Source organism: Candidatus Njordibacter sp. Uisw_058 (assembly GCF_047730065.1).
Lineage (GTDB): Bacteria > Pseudomonadota > Gammaproteobacteria > Pseudomonadales > Balneatricaceae > Njordibacter.
On record NZ_CP159829.1, the window covers coordinates 2,001,101 to 2,019,718 of the forward strand.

An 18,618-nucleotide genomic window follows, 5' to 3' on the forward strand; every position below is an offset into this window, starting at 1 on the left:
GCCTTGCCTTATTTTACCGACAGTCACTCACAATGCATTGATTAGTTAACGCGTTCAATGCGTGAGGCACAGAATTTGAACTCTGGGATTTTTCCCACAGGATCAAGTGCTGCGTTGGTGAGCATATTTACCGCCGCTTCAGAGAAACAGAATGGAATGTAAATCACGCCAGCCGGGACATCAGCATCCTCACGGGCCAATAATTCAATGCTGCCACGACGGGTAGAAACACGAATCATATCCCCTGCTTTAGCTCCAATCTTAGACAGTTCTTCACGACTCAAGGTCGCCACTGCTTCAGGCTCAAGGGCATCTAGTACAGTGGCTCTGCGAGTCATCGAGCCTGTATGCCAATGTTCTAGCTGACGGCCAGTCGTAAGGATGACTGGGTATTCGTCATCAGGACGTTCATCAGGATCTATGATGTCTGCAGCAACAAACTTGCCGCGCCCACCTTCAATAGGGAAGCTATCGATAAACACGATATCGTTACCCGGATGATCTTCAGCAGGACAAGGGTATGTTACTGAATGTTCCCTTTCTAGTCGCTCCCAAGTCAAGTTATTCAAACTTGGCATCGCTTGCTTCATTTCGGCAAACACATCTTTGGGATGAGTGTAAGTCCAATTTAGGCCCATACGGTTGGCCAATTCTTGAATAATCCACCAATCCTGACGTGCGTCACCAGGTGGGTTCACTGCTTGGCGACCCATTTGCACTGTACGGTTAGTGTTAGATGCCGTGCCGTCCTTTTCCGGCCATGCTGAAGCGGGTAAGACGACATCTGCATACATCGCCGTTTCGGTGACATACAAGTCTTGTACCACTAAGTGCTGAAGTTTAGCCAAGGCGCCACGGGCGTGGTGTAAGTCTGGATCAGACATGGCTGGGTTTTCCCCTTCCACATACATACCAGTGACAGAACCATCATGAACAGCGTCCATGGTTTCTACGACAGTTAAGCCTGGCTCATCAGAAAGTTCAGTGCCCCATAGGTCCTCAAACATGGCTTTAACACTGGCTACGTTAACCCCTTTGTAATCTGGGTACATCATCGGAATAAGACCCGCATCCGATGCACCCTGAACGTTATTTTGACCACGAAGTGGATGCAAACCAGTCCCTTCACGGCCCATCTGGCCTGTCATTAACGCCACAGAGATCATAGCGCGGCAGTTGTCAGTGCCATGCACGTGCTGAGATACGCCCATGCCCCAGAAGATCATGGCGTTGTTAGCTGTAGCATATAAACGTGCCACTTCACGAATGAGGTCTGCATCTACACCACAAATGGGTGACATTGCTTCGGGTGTGTAGCGCTTAACGTGCTCTTTCACCGCGTCAAAACCAGTCGTCATCGAGTCGATGTACTTTTGGTTGTACAGCTCTTCTGTAACGATAACGTTCATAATAGCATTCCAGAAGCTTACGTCGCTTGCTGGTTGGCACTGAATCATGTGGCTGGCATATTTCTTCATTGCCAAACCACGTGGGTCTAAAACAATAATCTTGGTGCCATTTTTTGCAGCTTGCTTAAAGAAAGTTGCAGCAACAGGGTGGTTGTTGGTTGGGTTAGCACCCGTAATCACCACCACGTCTGCGTGCTTCGCCTGCATGAAGGAGGCTGATACTGCACCAGATCCCAAGCCTTCCAACAATGCCATTACCGAGGAGGCGTGACATAAACGGGTACAGTGGTCTACGTTGTTGCTACCAAAACCAGTGCGTACCAACTTTTGAAACAAGTAAGCTTCTTCGTTAGAACCTTTAGCACTACCAAAACCTGCAAGGGCTTTTTTACCTTGAGTATCACGAATTTTAACGAAGCCATTAGCGGCAAAGTCCAGAGCCTCTTCCCAGCTGGCTTCGCGAAAGTGCGTTAGCGGTTTGGCTGGATCAAAGTCATTATGAATACCTTTGCGTGCACCTTGAAGACGAATCAATGGTTTAGTGATGCGGTCACCGTGGTGAATATAGTCAGAACCAAAACGACCCTTTACACACAAACGATTCTGGTTAGCTGGGCCGTCTCGACCATCAACATAAACAATACGCTCGTCCTTTACGTGATAGGTTAACTGACAGCCTACACCACAATACTGACATACACTGTCTACCTTACGGTCGTAATCTGCACTGTCACCCTTACCATCTTCACTGGTCACTGTAGATGGCATCAAGGCCCCAGTAGGACAAGCTTGTACACATTCGCCACAGTTAACACAGGTGGAATCACCCATAGGATCATCAAAATCAAATACAATTTTAGATTCAGCGCCACGATGAGCCATACCAATCACATCGTTGACCTGAACTTCACGGCAAGCCCGCACACACAAGTTACAGTTAATGCATGATTGTAAATTCACACGCATGGCTTTACTGCTGTTATCAGCACACGGTTTTTCAGTTTCATCAAAGCGAGCTTGACTCGCATCAACTGCTAAGAGATCGGCCATGGCCCAAAAGTGTGAGCTTTTATCAGGTGATTCTTCACGATCCGGCTGATCCGTGGCTAAAAGCTCCATGACCATTTTACGTGACGATTGTGCCCGCTCAGAATTGGCGCTGGTGATGACCATACCTTCACTGGGTGAGCGCAAGCAAGAAGCAGCGAGCACTCGTTCCCCTTCAATTTCGACCATGCAAGCACGACAGTTGCCGTCTGCTCGGTAGCCCGGTTCTGGCTTGTAGCAAAGGTGAGGAATGGTTTCACCATAACGCTGAGCGACTTGCCAAATGGTTTCGCCTTTTTTGGCGGTCACACTTTCACCGTCGAGGGTGAAACTAATAATATCTTGACTCATTTTGTGTCTCCCGCAATGGCTACTGATTTTGCACTGGCAGCCAGATCAGTAGCGATCAAATTAGCGTCAAAATATTTAAATACGGTACTGATGGGGTTAGACGCTGCTTGGCCTAATCCACAAATGGAGGCATCGCACATGGCCTGGGTCAGTTCGGCCATTAAGGCTTGATCCCAATCTGGACGCTGAAGTAATTTAACCATTTTTTCTGTACCCACACGACACGGCGTACATTGACCGCAGCTCTCATCCTCAAAGAACTTGAGTAAGTTCACTACCACATCGCGCATATTGTCATGGTCTGATAAAACCACCACTGCAGCAGACCCAATAAAGCAACCATATTTATTCAGCGTGCCAAAATCGAGTGGGATATCCGCCATACCTGCGGGCAATATGCCTCCTGAGGCACCTCCTGGAAGATAGCCTTTAAAGGTGTGACCATCCGCCATACCCCCACAATATTCTTCCATTAGTTCCTGCATGGTAATACCTGCGGGGGCTAACTTAACTCCTGGGTTTTTAACCCTGCCAGACACAGAAAAGCTGCGCAAGCCCTGAGAACCGTTGCGGCCTTGGCTTGAGAACCACTCTGCACCCTTATCGACCAAGGTGCGAATCCAGAAAACCGTTTCAATATTATTTACAAGGGTGGGTCGGTTAAACAAACCGACCTGAGCCACAAAAGGTGGCCGATGACGAGGCATGCCAGGCTTACCTTCTAAGGACTCAATCATGGCTGACTCTTCACCACAGATATATGCACCCGCAGCGCGTCTTAAATGAATGCCACCTGCAGGTGCTAGACCCGCAGCCTCGACTTTACCGATTTCAGCTTTTAATATTTCCAATGCTGCTGGGTACTCGTCACGCAGGTAGATATAAGCAGCTTCGGCTTCCACAGCCCAAGCACTGATTAACGCACCTTCGATAAAACGATGAGGGTCAGATTCTAAATACAAGCGGTCTTTGAATGTTCCCGGTTCACCTTCGTCACCATTAATCGCAAGGTAACGGGGCTTGGGTTCTTGGCGCACAAACTTCCATTTCATGTGCGTGGGGAAACCAGCACCACCCAGACCTTTAAGGTTGGCATCAGCCAATACCTTTTGGATATCTTCCCAACTATAATCACCCGCTAAACATTGCTTTAGCAAAGTGTAACCACCCTCTGCTACATAGGCATCGTAGGCTAGGTAGTCTGGAATCTCTGGGTGAAAATGTTTAGCTTGAATCGCAGCCACAACTTTAGCCGCATCAGCACGATCGACATGATAATGACCTACTTCAGCCACTGGAGCGGTGTCGCAGCGACCCATGCATGGCGCGTTAACAATACGCACTTCAGTGGGATCTGTTCCAGCCTCTATGGCTGCCTTGAGTTGAACGGCACCTGCAAGTTGACAACTGAGGCTGTCACAAACCCGCACAGTAACTGCAGGAGGCGGTAGTTCACCTTCTTTAACAATGTCAAAATGCGCATAAAAAGTGGCACATTCATAGACTTCAGCCATAGGGATATTCATTTCGTGAGCCAAGGCTGCCAGATGTGCGGCAGACAAGTAACCAAAGTTATCTTGAATCAGATGTAAGTACTCAACCAGCATGTCACGTTTAATCGGTTGGTCACCCATTAATTGTCGCAGCTGCGCTAATGTGTCTAAATTAACTTGACGTCCACGCAGGTGAATACGAGATTTATTTCGGCCAGCGCCTGGGTGCAAACGCACTACGTTGTCTTTGGTTGAATCAGCAGACATGTTGTTCTCTGTTTTAACTTAAATTCGAGGTTCTATGCGCCGCAATGCGTTACAAAAATTCAGTTATTCCTGCGCCAGAACACTATGATATAACCGCTCCATTATCCAAGCGTTGGAAATCAGCGCATATCTGAAAACGACATTGCTGCGACACTAATGCCTCTTACACAAGTCTATCTCCATGAAATAATAGCATTTACAAAATGCTGATAACATGTCGCTGAAACTATTACATAATTTACTTCACCTATCGAAACCCATGTCGTAGTCCAAAGATTTTTCAGAGCAAGGCTTTCCAACTCATAAGCCTAGATTGCTAAATCTATTATCAACAAAATACGGTATCCTACGGGCTTGTTTATTCATTGAGTTATGCCACAGTGTCTTTTGTCGATTTACAGCTGGATAAAGAATTACTGCATGCCCTTGCAGAGCACGAATTTACCCAACCCACTGCGATCCAGCAGCAAGCTATTCCACCACTTTTAGAAGGTCATGATGTGCTGGCATCTGCGCCCACTGGCACGGGTAAAACACTGGCGTTTGTTTTGCCTGCCTTGCAACACATTTTAGACACTCCAAGGCAAGAAGTGGGTACGCCCAAGGTACTTATTCTTAGCCCTACTCGCGAGCTAGCCCGTCAAACCTACGATCAAGTAGAGCAACTCGTGGCTCACAATCACCTAAAGAGTTGCCTCATTGTGGGTGGCGTACCCTTTGGCATGCAAAAGGCCATGGTGGCTGAAACCATTGATGTTTTAGTCGCAACGCCTGGCCGTTTAATAGAAATTGAAGAACACATGGCCTTGGATTTGTCTCAAGTGACTGTGTTTGTGATTGACGAAGCCGATCGCATGTTGGATTTAGGTTTTATACAAGCCATCCACCAAGTCTCAGACTTGCTGCCACTTGAGCGCCAAACGTCGATGTTCTCGGCCACGTTGGAAGGCGATAAAGTGCAGGCCTTTGCCCATGATTTATTAGCAGAGAGCGCCGTCCAGGTTGCTGTAGAAGCACCCCGCCATGTGGCTAAAAAAATTATCCAAGCAGTTTATCAAGCCGACAACGAACAGCACAAAGAACACCTACTTAAAGCCTTACTGCGGTTGCCAGAAGTAAAACAAGCCATTGTTTTTGTTAATAGTCGTAAGCAGGTAGACATCTGGCTTAAAGTCATACGCACGCTGGGTATACAGTGCACAGGTTTACATGGTGATCTGCGCCAAAGTGATCGAAACCAACAAATTAAAGACATGCGCCGCGGACGTACTAAGGTTTTAGTAGCTACAGATGTTATGTCTCGGGGTGTTGATTTACCAGGTCTAAGCCATGTGATTAACCTACACATGCCAGAAAAGGCAGACAGCTATGTGCACCGCGCGGGTCGCACAGGCCGTGATGGTGAGGCCGGCAGCGTCTGGTCTATCGTTGATGCCATGGACTGGCCTAACCTTGGCCGCATTGAACGCTATATTGGCAATGACATTAGCCGCCAAATATTTCCTGGGTTCTCCCCTAAAAAAGAAGAACCTGCGGTATTGAAAAAAATTAAGGCTAAAAAACCAAAAGTTTCTAAATCAGATAAAGCCAAAGCTGACAAAGCGAAAGCTAAAAAAGCCAAAAATTTTAAAAAATAGTGACACCCTTTAACGACTTAGCGTGGTTTTAAGCCTACATAGGGTTAGGCCAAATATTCATTGCTTCACAAAGGCATTAAGTGATTTGGCTGTATTTACTGGTCTTTTGTCTTCATGCTGGTGGACAGTTCAATGATTCGAGATTGTGAAGCCGCTTCTTGGGCGGCCATACCCATTTGAACAGCGATTAAACCATCTTTTAGCGTCACTTCAGGCTTTTGGTTGCCCAGTACCACTTGCTGGAACTTTTGGTGTTGGTAGTAAGTAGATCCGTTATGATCACCAGCTTGCAGAAGCTTAGTGTCTACTGGTATCTCAAGAACTTTTGGGCCTTTGGGTGCTCTTGGACTCACAATAACCTTGGGGGTTGGAGATGGGCCAAGATGTGTAGGCCAAAAACGGCTTGGTCCTGGCACAAAACACTCCACCTTGCACTCCACTCCAACTGCTGAAATTTCCTCTTGATAGTTTGATCCTTCTGCAAACATACAAAGTTCCAGCATTGCTCGTGAGCCCGATGCAAAATCAACAATGACATAACCATTATCCCAAATATCAGGGGTGCGCCCATTATATTTTTCTTCTAAATGATTATTAGCTTGTCCAGCAGAAGCCATAATTCTTACTGGTTCAGACTTCATTATGAGGCGCATTAGATCGAAGAAATGACAACATTTTTCAACAAATGTACCCCCAGAATTTTCGTTGAACCTGTTCCAGTCATTAATCTTTTCTAAAAATGGAAACCGATGCTCTTTAATGGTCAGAAGCTTTACCCCACCTGATAAGGCATTTGCCTGGCTTATCAGCTTTGCAACAGGGGGCATATAACGATATTCCATAGCCACCCAAATTGGCTTAGGGTAGTTTTTACTCAACTCTTGTATGAGCGTGGCATCAGATGGATTGGTTATTAAAGGTTTTTCTACCAAAATAGGTAATGGATTAAGTGAGGCTATTAGCTTTAATTGCTGGGCATGCAAAAAATTAGGACTCACAATAACCAGACAATCAAGATCTTTTCGCCCTAGCAATGCTTCTATTGATGGCTCAAATTCAGCTTCAGGGGCCAGTTTTTTTGCGATAGTTGCCATACTAGGATCGGGTTCGAAAATTGCAGCGATACGGGTGTTCTCAAGCAGTTTAATATTCTTGATGTGCTCCTGACCCATCATGCCACACCCGATCATGCCATAGTTTAAAACCGTCACGAAAAATACCTCTTTATTATTTTATGCGCGCGACATAACGCGCCACCCAGGGGTTAAACCAAGTCATTGAATATTCAGCAAGCATATTATTTTGATCATAGCTTTGGCGCTCGATATATCCCCATACTTTATGTTCGTTATTAAAATGAATCGCTGTTGGGTCTTTGGCAAAGGCAGTGGGTGTCCAATCTGGCATTTGATTGATGCTCACTTGATCTTCTGCACTAGTGATCCAGAATTTGAGATTTTCACGATAAAACAAATATAAAGAGTCGGACAAATCTTCCACACTCACGTGTCTATTTTTAGGCGCATCTATCCATATCTCCTCAATCGCACTATCAATTGAATTCAGCTGCCTTAATCTTCTTATTCTAAATCCGTCGGCAGCAGTTCCAAATTGAGGACCCAATGCTGGAAAATGTTTAGCTTTGTTCAGCCTTTCAACGGATAAAACTTGAGCCGTTGGCAGACCTCCTCCTTTGATTAACTCTAAGCGGAAGAAACTGTATATTGTATCAATGTGTTGAGACTGCTTAGGTTTACGCACATAATTTCCAGAACCTTGCACACGTTCCAAAAGGCCTTTTTGTGTTAGCTCCATTAATGCCTTACGCAAGGTGCCAACGGCTACCCCAAGCTCGTCTGCCATCAAACGTTCAGAGGCCAAGCGTGATCCGTCAGCCAATATCCCAGCTTGAATTTCACGCGCTAACATTTCACTAATTTCAACATGCAATGGTAGTCGATTTTTGGATAATGCAGATTTCATATGCTGTGAGATTTTGTTAATTGATGCACTATTGATATATTGATACACAATTGTTATAGTAATTTAAATCACTCAATTAATCAATGGAAGAAAGCTAACTTGTCTATTGTCCCTATAAGATCAGAACACACTACTGCAGCAGAGATTGCATGGTTCGCACCTTTATGTTCGGATGATTACCATCATTTGGGAGTGCCTGAAGGCAGCTTGCGTTCTTCATGGGAAAACACCTCAAACATTATTCAAACGGCGGACAAACTAGGCTATAGAAACATTTTATGCCCCTCCTCGTACCAAGTTGGGCAAGACACACTTACATTTGTGGCAGGTAATGCTCCTCTTACTGATAATATCAACATATTAGCCGCTGTAAGGTGCGGTGAAATGCACCCTATTATGCTTGCGCGCACCATCGCCACGCTTGATCATATGATGAAGGGACGCTTAACTGTTAATATTATTTCTTCAGATTTTCCGGGCCAAAAAGAAGACAGTGCATTTCGTTATCAACGCTCACGCGAAGTTGTAGAAATTTTAAAACAAGCCTGGACGCAGGATGAGATTAACTTCCAAGGGGAGATTTATAATTTTGAAAACCTACCAGCAGGCCCTGCTAAACCTTATCAGCAAAATGGTGGGCCCTTGCTGTATTTTGGCGGTTACTCACCGTCTGCATTAGATTTATGTGGCGAACATTGTGATGTCTATTTAATGTGGCCGGAAAAACAAGAAGCTCTGGCAGAGCGTATGAAAGCTGTTAATGAGTGCGCGCGAAGTTATGGACGTGTCTTAGATTATGGACTGCGCGTGCATATGATTGTTCGAGATACCGAAGCCGAGGCAAAAGAATACGCAAGAGAGCTAGTTTCCAAACTCGATGATGAGCAGGGTAAACTCATTCGTGAAAGGGCATTAGATTCAATCTCTTTAGGGGTTTCGCACCAAACAAAAAACCGCGAACTGGCTGATTTGGAAGGTTATATAGAGCCCCATTTATGGACAGGGATTGGACGTGCACGTTCAGGTTGTGGTGCGGCCTTGGTTGGTTCGACAGATCAGATTTTAACGCAGATTGAAAAGTACAAAAAAATGGGTATTCGGGCATTTATATTTTCAGGTTATCCGCACCTTGCAGAGTGTGAAATATTTGGCAAAAAAGTTCTCCCACACCTTGAAACATGTTCACTGCCTCAATTGCAAGGCCGGGTTCCCACCTCTATACCACACACGCCATTAGGCATAGGAGAAAGACGTTAATGCAACGCATAGCACTCTCAAAAGATCTGGAATTAAGTCAAATAATATATGGCATGTGGCGCTTAGGGGATGATCACGACACCTCGCCTGCCGCCGTACAGGCCAAAATAGAGGCGTGTTTAGAGCAAGGGATAACCTCCCTGGATCAAGCCGACATTTATGGCGATTATGGTGCTGAAAGCCTACTTGGAAAATGTTTCTCTGCTGCTCCACACTTAATAGATAAGGTCGAGATAATAACCAAATGCGATATCGTTGCGCCAGTTGGGCGATACCAAAGTGCGCGCGTGAAACATTATGATACATCAATAGCCCATATCAATTCTTCAGTCGAATGCTCTTTAACACAAATGCATATAGAGCATATTGATTGTTTGTTAATTCATCGCCCTGACCCTTTAATGGATCATGAAGAAACGGGACGAGCACTAGATGCACTGGTGAAATCTGGCAAAGTGGGATCTGTTGGTGTTTCCAACTTTAAACCCCATGATTGGAGCTTGCTACAATCGGCTATGAATACCCAACTTGTCACAAACCAGATTGAACTTAGCGTTATGGAAACCAGCCCTTTTACTAATGGGGATATTGCCTTCTTACAAGAACGAAAAATTAAACCTATGGCTTGGTCTCCCCTTGGTGGAGGGTCGCTGTTTAATTCTAACGACCAAAAAAGTAAGGCTATTTTTAACTGTTTATCTAACATTGCCAATGAACAAAACGCCACTGCAGATGCAGTAGCCATTGCATGGCTATTAAAGCATCCATGCAACATTTTACCGGTGATGGGCACCAACAATCTTAGCCGTATTAAATCATTATCCAGCGCGCTAAAAGTGAATCTTGATCGTCAAGCATGGTTTGAAATCTATACCGCTGCGCTTGGACACGAAGTGGCATAATGCGATGAATTCAACTCAACCATCCAACTTAAAACTTGCTCTTATGCCAACAGACTTAGATGAATCTCAAGAGACAATGATGGTCCCTAGCCAAGAAAATCATCGTGCATTCAGGAATGCTTTAGGGCAGTTTGGAACAGGCGTCACCGTTATTACAGCCCATGACAATTATTCACCTATTGGTATGACAGTCAATTCATTTGCATCGGTTTCATTAGATCCAGCTTTGATTTTATGGTCTATAGCCAACAAGTCAGAAAGAAGAGAAGCATTCTATAATGCTGGTTTTTTTGCAGTGCATGTATTAGCAGAGGATCAGGCCGATCTCGCACTAAACTTTGCTAAAAACCCAACCGCTTTTGAAGACTGCGAATGGCATTTTGGCAAACATCACCTACCCATTTTACCTGAGGCCATAGCAAGGTTTGAATGCAGCATACAAACAACATATGACGGGGGTGATCACACCATAATCATTGGTAAAGTAGAGCAGTTCACGCAGAACGAGGGCAAGCCTTTGATGTTTGCTGGAGGCCATTTTGGTAAGTTTTCACAATAACCTCGTTTACAATCAAGTTAACTTCCAGCGCACCACATTGTGAAAACGATACGTGTCCTGCTAGAGATGTTTGACGCAATTAATACTCGTGCACTTTTATTGGGGCGCACGATAGGGCTTGTTGCGCTTGGGTTAATGGTGCTGGTGATTTTGACCCAAATATTTTTCAGGTACGTACTTAACAATGCCCTTCCTTGGCCAGAGGAGGCCGCAAGGGCTTTGATGATTTGGATGATGGCGATGGTTGCACCTTCTGCGTATCGTTACACAGGCTTTGTTTCCATTGATATGTTGCATGAATACATCCCCGCTCGCCTTAAAAATTACTTGATACTGTCGATATTATTACTCTGCACTTTTGTCTCTATCATCATGCTACAGCATGCCTGGACGCACTTTTCTTCACCTTTACTATTTGACTCATCTGGTTTAAACAGATTGCTACAAGATACCGGTATAAACCAACTTTTAGGTACACAGATACAATTTAGAACCGCTTATATTTATTTAGCCATGAGTGTTTTTCTCACCCTTATTTTAATGGTTTCTTTAGAATTAGTTATGCGTCAATTTGCCAGAATTATATGGGGCAATGAAAGCTTTCCCTCACCCAAACTTCCTAATGTAATGGCGGTAAATTCGTGATCTTAGCTTGGTTCTTACCCTTGTTTCTTATATTTTTGATGATTGGAGTTCCGGTATATTTTGCCATGCTTGCCGCCCCTGGTTTCATGTTATATCTCAACGGGCAAGAGCGAGACATTGCACTGATGTATCGCAATGTTTTTAACGGCATCGATAATGGTGTATTACTGGCTATTCCTTTTTTCATGCTCGCTGGGGAGTTAATGAACAAGGCTGGCATAACAGAACGTTTAGTTGCGTTTTCTCAGACCATTATTGGCTCCGTAAGAGGCGGCCTAGCACAAGTAAATATTCTATCTTCAATGCTGTTTGCAGGTATGTCAGGCTCAGCAGTGGCTGATACTTCTGCGTTGGGCTCTATGTTAATTCCAGCGATGGAAAAACAAGGTTACACAAGAAAGTTTGCTGCAGCGATTACGGCTGCATCGTCAGTTATTGGCCCCATAATCCCCCCTTCAGGCATTATGATCATCTATGCTTATGTGATGGAAGTTTCAGTTGCGGCTTTATTTGCTGGCGGCATTATTCCTGGCATTCTGGTGGGCATGGGTTTGATGATTATGACAAGGTTGATGGCTAATAAATATGAATTCCCTCCGGCAAAACGTTTTGTCATTGAAGGGGTCAGTATCTCTACGGCTGAAAACCTTGCCGCCCGTGTGATTGCTCGGTTGATGCTGGCATTCATCTTATATCCATTGGTAGTCAAAGTTGTCAATCTTGACATAGGGAGCTATTCCACAACCCTATTACTGCATTTTGCTGGTGCATTAATAGTGACAGAAACTCTATTTCAAATTCAAAGACGCTTAGTCTCGAATGACTTTAGGATCGTGGCAAAACGTGCAGTACTGCCTTTATTAACGCCAGTTATTATTTTGGGTGGTATTTTAGGTGGTGTAGCAACCCCGACAGAGGCCTCTGCTCTTGCTGTTGCCTATACAGCATTGCTTGGTTTAATCATTTTACGCTCCATAAATTTAAAAGATCTTGGTCCCATTTTGGTGAAGTCTGCGATCACCTCATCCGTTGTTTTATTATTGGTAGGCGCAGCCATGGCATTTAAAACGGTTGTAAGCCTTTCTCATATCGCAGAAGATTTAGCGGTATATATACTGGCTTTAACTAACAATCCCCTTCTGTTACTACTGTTAATCAATCTTTTATTATTTATAGTGGGTATGTTTTTAGATGCAGGGCCAGCAATTATAATATTAGGGCCAATTTTGGCGCCCATATTTATTGATTTAGGTATTCATCCTGTTCATTTTGCTATGATCATGTCGGTTAATTTAACCGTTGGATTAGCCACTCCTCCGATGGGCCTAGTCCTGTTTGTAGCTTCATCTGTTTCAGGCGTGAAAGTAGAAACAATATCAAAGGCAATATTGCCTTTTTTAGCAGTCGAAATTTTTGTTATCTTTCTCATCACCTATTTTCCTATCATTTCACTGGGTATTCCCTCGTGGTTAGGGTTTGTTAAAGATGTCGATTTGGTGGGGCCAATAGCTGGCTTCTTCTTACAACCGAATTAAGGAGTTTAAGCATTTTCCATATACTTCAAGGGTATCTTTTTGTTCTGGTCAGCCATAACAAGCAACCTTTTGAAGGGGAAAAGTTAGAAACTGACGAACGTTAAAAATTCGTCAACAATAAAAAAGGGCATAAGCCCAATTTACTGAGGAGTTCATATGAATACTTTTATAAAAACTTTGGGAGTGACTGCTTTCACCGTTGGTTTAATGGCAGGAAGCACAGTCACTGCGTATGCTGCAGACTATACAATACGAGCAACTGCCAACTCTAACGAAAATGACGAAGATTATGATGGCCTTGTGGTTTTCAAAAACTTTGTGGAAGCCGCTTCAAACGGTGAAATTGCTGTTGAATTATTTATTGGCACACAACTATGTTCAAAAGGCGCTGAGTGTCTGCAAGGCGTAGCTGATGGTTCAATTGATGTTTACATTTCAACATCTGGTGGCGCTGCAGGTGCATTTCCATACGTTCAGGTACTAGATTTACCCTATCTTATGGCAAGTGATCGAGTTGCGGAAAATGTCTTATCTGGCGATTTTACACGTACTATGCGTGATATGGCCCTTAAAGATTCTGCTGATAAAATTCGTTTGATGACCATTGGCAATACTGGCGGATGGCGTAACTTTGCAAATACAAAACGCAGAGTTCAAAACCCAAATGATATGGCGGGCCTTAAAATTCGAACCGTGGTTGCCGATCTACCCCAAGAATTAGTTAAAGCGCTGGGTGCGTCACCTACTCCAATACCTTGGCCTGAGTTGTTTACATCATTCCAAACGGGTGTTGTTGAAGGTTCTAAAAATGGCATTACAGACATTATGGGCATGAAATTCCCTGATGCTGGCCTGAAATACGTCACCCTTGATGGTCATGCTTATATGGGCGCGCTTTGGTGGATGAACAACGAAAAGTTCTTGTCTATGCCTATTGAACTTCGTCAGGTTGTTGTGGATGGTTTTGCCGCTCTTCAACAGGCTACATTTGCTTCACCAAAACGCAAATCTATTAAAGCTTATGAAGATTTTGTTGCTGGAGGTGGCGATTTGTATGTGCCAACCCCTGCTGAAAAAGCTGCATTTAAAAAAGCGGCTACGCCAGTTTATGAATGGTTCCAAACCAATGTTAACGGTGGACCAGCAATCTTTAACGCTTTAACAAGCGCGGTCTCTAAAGCAGAAACAGCAATTGCTGCAGGTAATGCAAAAGACTTGAATTAAAAACCAAGTCAGGGCCGTTCAACATAGCTGAACGGCCCTATTTATTGTATATTGACACTCCCCATTTTTAGTTTATCTAAATGGATAGAGCCAAACCCTATAATCATCAATTAATATATGAGCTTTTTCAATTTGTGCTGGGGTCATTTTTTTCACAACCTCTTCTTGGCTTATGGCCGCATCTGGATCGCCACCAATGGCCGAAAGAACATACCACATATAGGCTCTGACAAGATCGGGCTTTTCAACACCCCTGCCTACTTCATAATACCATCCAACACCACTTTGAGCCCCTGGATGCCCTTTCATCGACGAGCGCAAGTACCATTCAAACGCTCTTTGATCATCTTTGGGAACGCCCAACCCCATAGCGTACATGACCCCGATCAACTCTTCAGCATCGGCATTACCAGAGCGCGCGGCTGGCAGGAGTTCACTCATGGCCTCTTTAAAGCTTCCCTTTTCCATAAGATCTCGTGCATGTTCAATCTCTGCAAAACACGATACCGAAAACACCATCAACCCAAGCAACAAAAATTTACGCACAAGCTCTCTCTTTTTATAATAGTACACTTAACATTTGGGATTTCTCAGTCTTATGCTTTAGATTTACCCAAACCCTTATCCCTAAATGATTTCATCACTGTTGATGAAAGGCAAGCCAAACTTGGGCAGTTATTATTTTACGACAAGATTTTATCAGGTAACCAAAATATATCATGCGGCACATGCCATCATCATGATTTGGGTGGCAGCGATGGCTTATCCTTGGGTATAGGCGAGGGAGGCAATGGGATTGGCACCCAAAGAACGCCGGGGATAGGCACTGATAAAATTAAAAAACGCATTCCCAGAAATGCCCAAGCACTTTGGAATCTAGGCGCCAAAGAATTTAAATTCCTGTTCCATGATGGGCGACTCTCAAAATCAAATCTTTATGAAAATGGTTATAATTCTCCCGCAGAAGAATGGCTGCCAAAAGGTTTAACAAACCTACTTGCAGCCCAAGCTATGTTTCCCGTTACCTCACAATTTGAAATGGCAGGAAACCCAAAAGAAAATCAAATTGCAGGCGCTACCCATGACCGAATTGACCACGTGTGGCCAATTATTTCGAAACGCGTGCGCAATATACCTGAATATGGTGAGATGTTTGTAAGCGCGTTTGATCATATTGAAAACACTGCTGATGTCACTATGGTTGAAATTGCGGAGGCTTTGTCTGCCTTTATTAACCTTGAATGGCGCAGCTATGATGCGCCATTTGATGAGTTCATCGCTGGCAATAACAATGCTTTAACATCGGCACAAAAACGCGGATTAGATCTATTTTATAATAAAGCCGACTGCGCATCCTGTCATGCGGGTCAGTTATTTACCGACCATGCTTTTCATGCCTTAGCTCTGCCCCCTTTTGGGCCGGGACGCACAAGGCGGTTTGACCCTTCTGCTCGTGATGTTGGCCGCATGGCAGAAACTGACTTATTAGAAGATGCTTATCGGTTTAGAACCCCGAGCATTAGGAACGTCACTCTTACTGGGCCTTATGGGCATAACGGGGCCTATGACACTCTTGAAAGTATTGTAAGACACCACCTCTCTCCCTTAAAGTCATTGCAACAATGGGAACCTAAGCAGGCTCATTTACCTGATGTACCATGGGTAAGCCAAATAGATTTTCTAGTTCATGATGACAAGCGAGAGATGGCACGGATAAAGTCATCTGTTGATATAAAGCCAATGACATTAGCCGATAACGAAATTGACGATTTGCTTGCTTTTTTAACCGCACTTGAAGGAAAAAGAGCAGATGAATTACCCTTGGGGCGCCCTTACGAGGTTCCTAGCAAACTGCCTGTTGATTAAATTGGCTGGCCGTTTTTCTTCAATAACCCGTTTAATCCATCCAGCCTGCCCGTTTAAAGGCAAGGGCAAGATGGAGTCAAAGGTCGTCTAAGCGACGTTTATGACACTTTCTATCTGATGACGACTAAAGGCTGTCAGCATCGCCTGTAAGGTTGCCGCAGTCGTGTCTTCTGCTTGTGCTACAGCATGGCATACAACGCCGTTAACATGCATCTCAATACACGCAAGGGCCTGTGCATCTGTGCCCTTAGTCATGGCGTGTTGATCAAATTGGGTGACTTCAATGGGGCAACTGTATTGCCTGCTAAGTACGTCACTCAAGGCTTCTAAAGCGCCTGCTCCAGACCCTTCAAGTGCCCCCTGATGGAGATTAAAGCAACCCTCAATAATAATACTATCTTCGCTGGTGACTGCATTTAACCGGTAGTCTCGCAACTGCCATGCGGGGTCCACAGCCACAAAATATGTATCATAAAGTTGCTTAATTTGTTTCGGTGAAACCTCTACACCGGAGGTTTCTGTGGCTTGTTGCACAATCTTACTTAACACAGGGTGCATCCACTTAGGTAATTCAATGCCATAATCTCGCTCTAACACCAACGCCACACCACCCTTGCCACTTTGGCTATTGATGCGCACTACGGCCTCGTACTCGCGGCCAATATCCCGCGGGTCTATGGGCAAGTAGGCAACGTCCCAGTGAGATTTATCATGCTGCTTATGAAACGCCACCGACTTGCGAATAGCGTCTTGATGGCTGCCAGAAAATGCCGTATACACTAATTCTCCAGCCCATGGGTGGCGCGGTGACACAGCAATTTCAGTACAGCTTTCAACCACTTCAATAATTTCCAATACATTGCTTATGTCTAAGGTGGGATCAATGCCCTGGGAGTACAAGTTCATGGCCATGGTGATGACATCCATATTGCCAGTGCGCTCTCCATTACCCATCAGAGTGCCTTCTACCCGATCGGCTCCTGCCAAAATGCCTAATTCGGCTGCAGCCACTGCACATCCGCGATCATTGTGGGTATGCAGACTAATAGTCACCTGTGAGCGATGCTTTAAATGGCGGCAAAAGTATTCCACCTGATCAGCAAATAAATTGGGTGTTGAAAGTTCGACAGTAGACGGCAAATTAATAATGAGTTCACGATCAATGCTTGGCAACCATTGCTCAATCACTGCGTCACACACTTCTACCGCATAATCCATTTCCGTGCCCGTAAAACTTTCGGGTGAGTACTCAAAGCTCCAATGTGTTTGGGGGTATTTATTGGCATACTTAAGCACCCATTGAGCGCCCTGCACCGCGATGGCCTTAATGCCCTCTTCTGGTAAGCCAAATACTTGTTCACGTTGCACTGTAGAAGTTGAGTTATACACATGCACTATAGCCCGCTTCACCCCATCCAAGGCCTCATAGGTCTTTTTAATTAATTCTTCTCGGGCAGGGGTAAGCACTTGCAAGGTCACATCATCAGGCACCTTATTCTGTTCAATCAACATGCGCACAAAATCAAAGTCTGTGGTGGATGCTGATGGAAAGCCGACCTCTATTTGTTTAAAACCCAACTTAACCAAGAGTTCAAACATGCGCAGTTTTTGTTCACTGTTCATGGGGTTTACCAAGGCCTGATTACCATCACGCAAATCCACACTGCACCACATAGGCGCTTGGGTGATGGATTTGCTGGGCCAAGTGCGATCCGCTAAAGGTGTGGCTCTAAAAGGCTGGTACTTGCGGTGGTTAAACGTATGGTCAAGCATGAGAACTCTCTGGTTAAATCATTTTAACTTGCATTTAAACTAGTGTATCGGCAAATAAGCGCAATATCACATCTAATTTAGCTAAAACTTGACGATACAAGCAATAATTTATACTATTAAATCGTTAATTCGCAATATATTTGCGTTAAAGCTTATTTTTGAGGAATACTATGACGACCTTAGACCGCTACGATCTTAATATCTTGCGTCACCTGCAAGATAATGGCAGTTTATCCAACCAAGAGTTGGCTGAACGTGTAGGCCTTACGGCTGCACCTTGCTCTAGGCGTGTCAAACAATTGGAAGAAGAGGGTGTTATTCGTGATCGCGTGGTGCGGATTAATGACCGAGCTGTAAACCTCAATCTCACCGCCCTTCTACATATCAGTATGGACAAACACATCCCTGAGCGCTTTGCAGAATTTGAGCAAGCCGTGGCCCAACTGCCTGAAGTTATGGAGTGTTATTTGATTACCGGCCACGAAGCCGATTATCAACTTAAAGTCGTGGTTCCCGATATGGATCGCTACCACGATATTTTACTAGGCAAAATCACCAAGATAAAAGGTGTCAGTGGTGTCAAATCAGCGTTTGTGATGCGCAAAGTACTTGATAGCACTGCACTGCCTTTAGGCTATGTGAAGCATTAATCTTGTATTAGGGGGAATCA

The 18,618-nt window shown here is 44.5% G+C and carries 15 protein-coding genes; 9 read left to right on the plus strand and 6 right to left on the minus strand.

Annotated elements, in window-relative coordinates; all coding sequences use genetic code 11:
• Positions 1–41 precede the first annotated feature (41 nt).
• Entirely contained in the window at positions 42–2,807 is a 2,766-nt protein-coding gene (gene fdhF, locus ABXT59_RS09370) for a formate dehydrogenase subunit alpha (RefSeq protein WP_443635837.1), read from the minus strand.
• Positions 2,804–4,567: an NAD(P)H-dependent oxidoreductase subunit E gene (locus ABXT59_RS09375; RefSeq protein ID WP_443635839.1), complete on the minus strand. Its 1,764-nt coding sequence runs from the start codon at positions 4,565–4,567 to the stop codon at positions 2,804–2,806. The genes fdhF and ABXT59_RS09375 overlap by 4 nt, the downstream gene beginning before the upstream one ends.
• Before the next feature lie 380 nt (positions 4,568–4,947).
• On the opposite strand from ABXT59_RS09375, the gene ABXT59_RS09380 reads away from it, so the two are divergent.
• Positions 4,948–6,204 carry a DEAD/DEAH box helicase gene (locus ABXT59_RS09380; RefSeq protein ID WP_443635841.1) on the plus strand — a complete coding sequence of 419 codons (1,257 nt, stop codon included), beginning with the start codon at positions 4,948–4,950 and terminating at the stop codon, positions 6,202–6,204.
• A gap of 95 nt (positions 6,205–6,299) precedes the next feature.
• Here the strand turns inward: ABXT59_RS09380 and ABXT59_RS09385 are convergent, their stop codons facing one another.
• The gene (locus ABXT59_RS09385) at positions 6,300–7,415 is read right to left on the minus strand and encodes a Gfo/Idh/MocA family protein (RefSeq protein ID WP_443635843.1); all 1,116 of its coding nucleotides are present in this window, start codon (positions 7,413–7,415) and stop codon (positions 6,300–6,302) included.
• Between the two features lie 16 nt (positions 7,416–7,431).
• The gene (locus tag ABXT59_RS09390; protein WP_443635844.1) at positions 7,432–8,187 is read right to left on the minus strand and encodes a GntR family transcriptional regulator; all 756 of its coding nucleotides are present in this window, start codon (positions 8,185–8,187) and stop codon (positions 7,432–7,434) included.
• Between the two features lie 99 nt (positions 8,188–8,286).
• On the opposite strand from ABXT59_RS09390, the gene ABXT59_RS09395 reads away from it, so the two are divergent.
• The 6 genes from ABXT59_RS09395 (at position 8,287) to ABXT59_RS09420 (ending at position 14,309) form a co-directional block, all read left to right on the plus strand.
• Positions 8,287–9,444, plus strand: a complete 1,158-nt coding sequence (locus ABXT59_RS09395) for an LLM class flavin-dependent oxidoreductase (protein ID WP_443635847.1) — start codon at positions 8,287–8,289, stop codon at positions 9,442–9,444.
• Positions 9,444–10,346, plus strand: a complete 903-nt coding sequence (locus ABXT59_RS09400; RefSeq protein WP_443635849.1) for an aldo/keto reductase — start codon at positions 9,444–9,446, stop codon at positions 10,344–10,346. Before ABXT59_RS09395 ends, ABXT59_RS09400 begins: the two co-directional genes overlap by 1 nt.
• Positions 10,347–10,350: 4 nt before the next feature.
• Positions 10,351–10,905 carry a flavin reductase family protein gene (locus tag ABXT59_RS09405; RefSeq protein WP_443635851.1) on the plus strand — a complete coding sequence of 185 codons (555 nt, stop codon included), beginning with the start codon at positions 10,351–10,353 and terminating at the stop codon, positions 10,903–10,905.
• 39 nt (positions 10,906–10,944) lie between these two features.
• Complete coding sequence (locus ABXT59_RS09410) at positions 10,945–11,550, plus strand: TRAP transporter small permease (RefSeq protein ID WP_443635853.1); 606 nt, start codon at positions 10,945–10,947, stop codon at positions 11,548–11,550.
• Positions 11,550–13,085, plus strand: a complete 1,536-nt coding sequence (locus ABXT59_RS09415; protein ID WP_443638587.1) for a TRAP transporter large permease — start codon at positions 11,550–11,552, stop codon at positions 13,083–13,085. Before ABXT59_RS09410 ends, ABXT59_RS09415 begins: the two co-directional genes overlap by 1 nt.
• Positions 13,086–13,241: 156 nt before the next feature.
• Positions 13,242–14,309 (plus strand): TRAP transporter substrate-binding protein, encoded by a 1,068-nt coding sequence (locus ABXT59_RS09420; RefSeq protein ID WP_443635855.1) that lies wholly within the window; start codon positions 13,242–13,244, stop codon positions 14,307–14,309.
• A gap of 72 nt (positions 14,310–14,381) precedes the next feature.
• On the opposite strand, the gene ABXT59_RS09425 is transcribed toward ABXT59_RS09420, so the two are convergent.
• Positions 14,382–14,855, minus strand: a complete 474-nt coding sequence (locus ABXT59_RS09425; protein WP_443635857.1) for a tetratricopeptide repeat protein — start codon at positions 14,853–14,855, stop codon at positions 14,382–14,384.
• Between ABXT59_RS09425 and ABXT59_RS09430 the strand changes: the two genes are divergently transcribed.
• On the plus strand, positions 14,790–16,175 hold the full coding sequence (locus ABXT59_RS09430) for a cytochrome-c peroxidase (RefSeq protein WP_443635858.1): 1,386 nt from the start codon (positions 14,790–14,792) through the stop codon (positions 16,173–16,175). The two genes, ABXT59_RS09425 and ABXT59_RS09430, sit on opposite strands and share 66 nt — an antisense overlap.
• 87 nt (positions 16,176–16,262) lie before the next feature.
• On the opposite strand, the gene leuA is transcribed toward ABXT59_RS09430, so the two are convergent.
• Positions 16,263–17,948: a 2-isopropylmalate synthase gene (gene leuA / locus ABXT59_RS09435; RefSeq protein ID WP_443635860.1), complete on the minus strand. Its 1,686-nt coding sequence runs from the start codon at positions 17,946–17,948 to the stop codon at positions 16,263–16,265.
• Between the two features lie 170 nt (positions 17,949–18,118).
• Between leuA and ABXT59_RS09440 the strand changes: the two genes are divergently transcribed.
• Complete coding sequence (locus tag ABXT59_RS09440; protein ID WP_443635862.1) at positions 18,119–18,598, plus strand: Lrp/AsnC family transcriptional regulator; 480 nt, start codon at positions 18,119–18,121, stop codon at positions 18,596–18,598.
• The last annotated feature ends 20 nt before the right edge of the window (positions 18,599–18,618 follow it).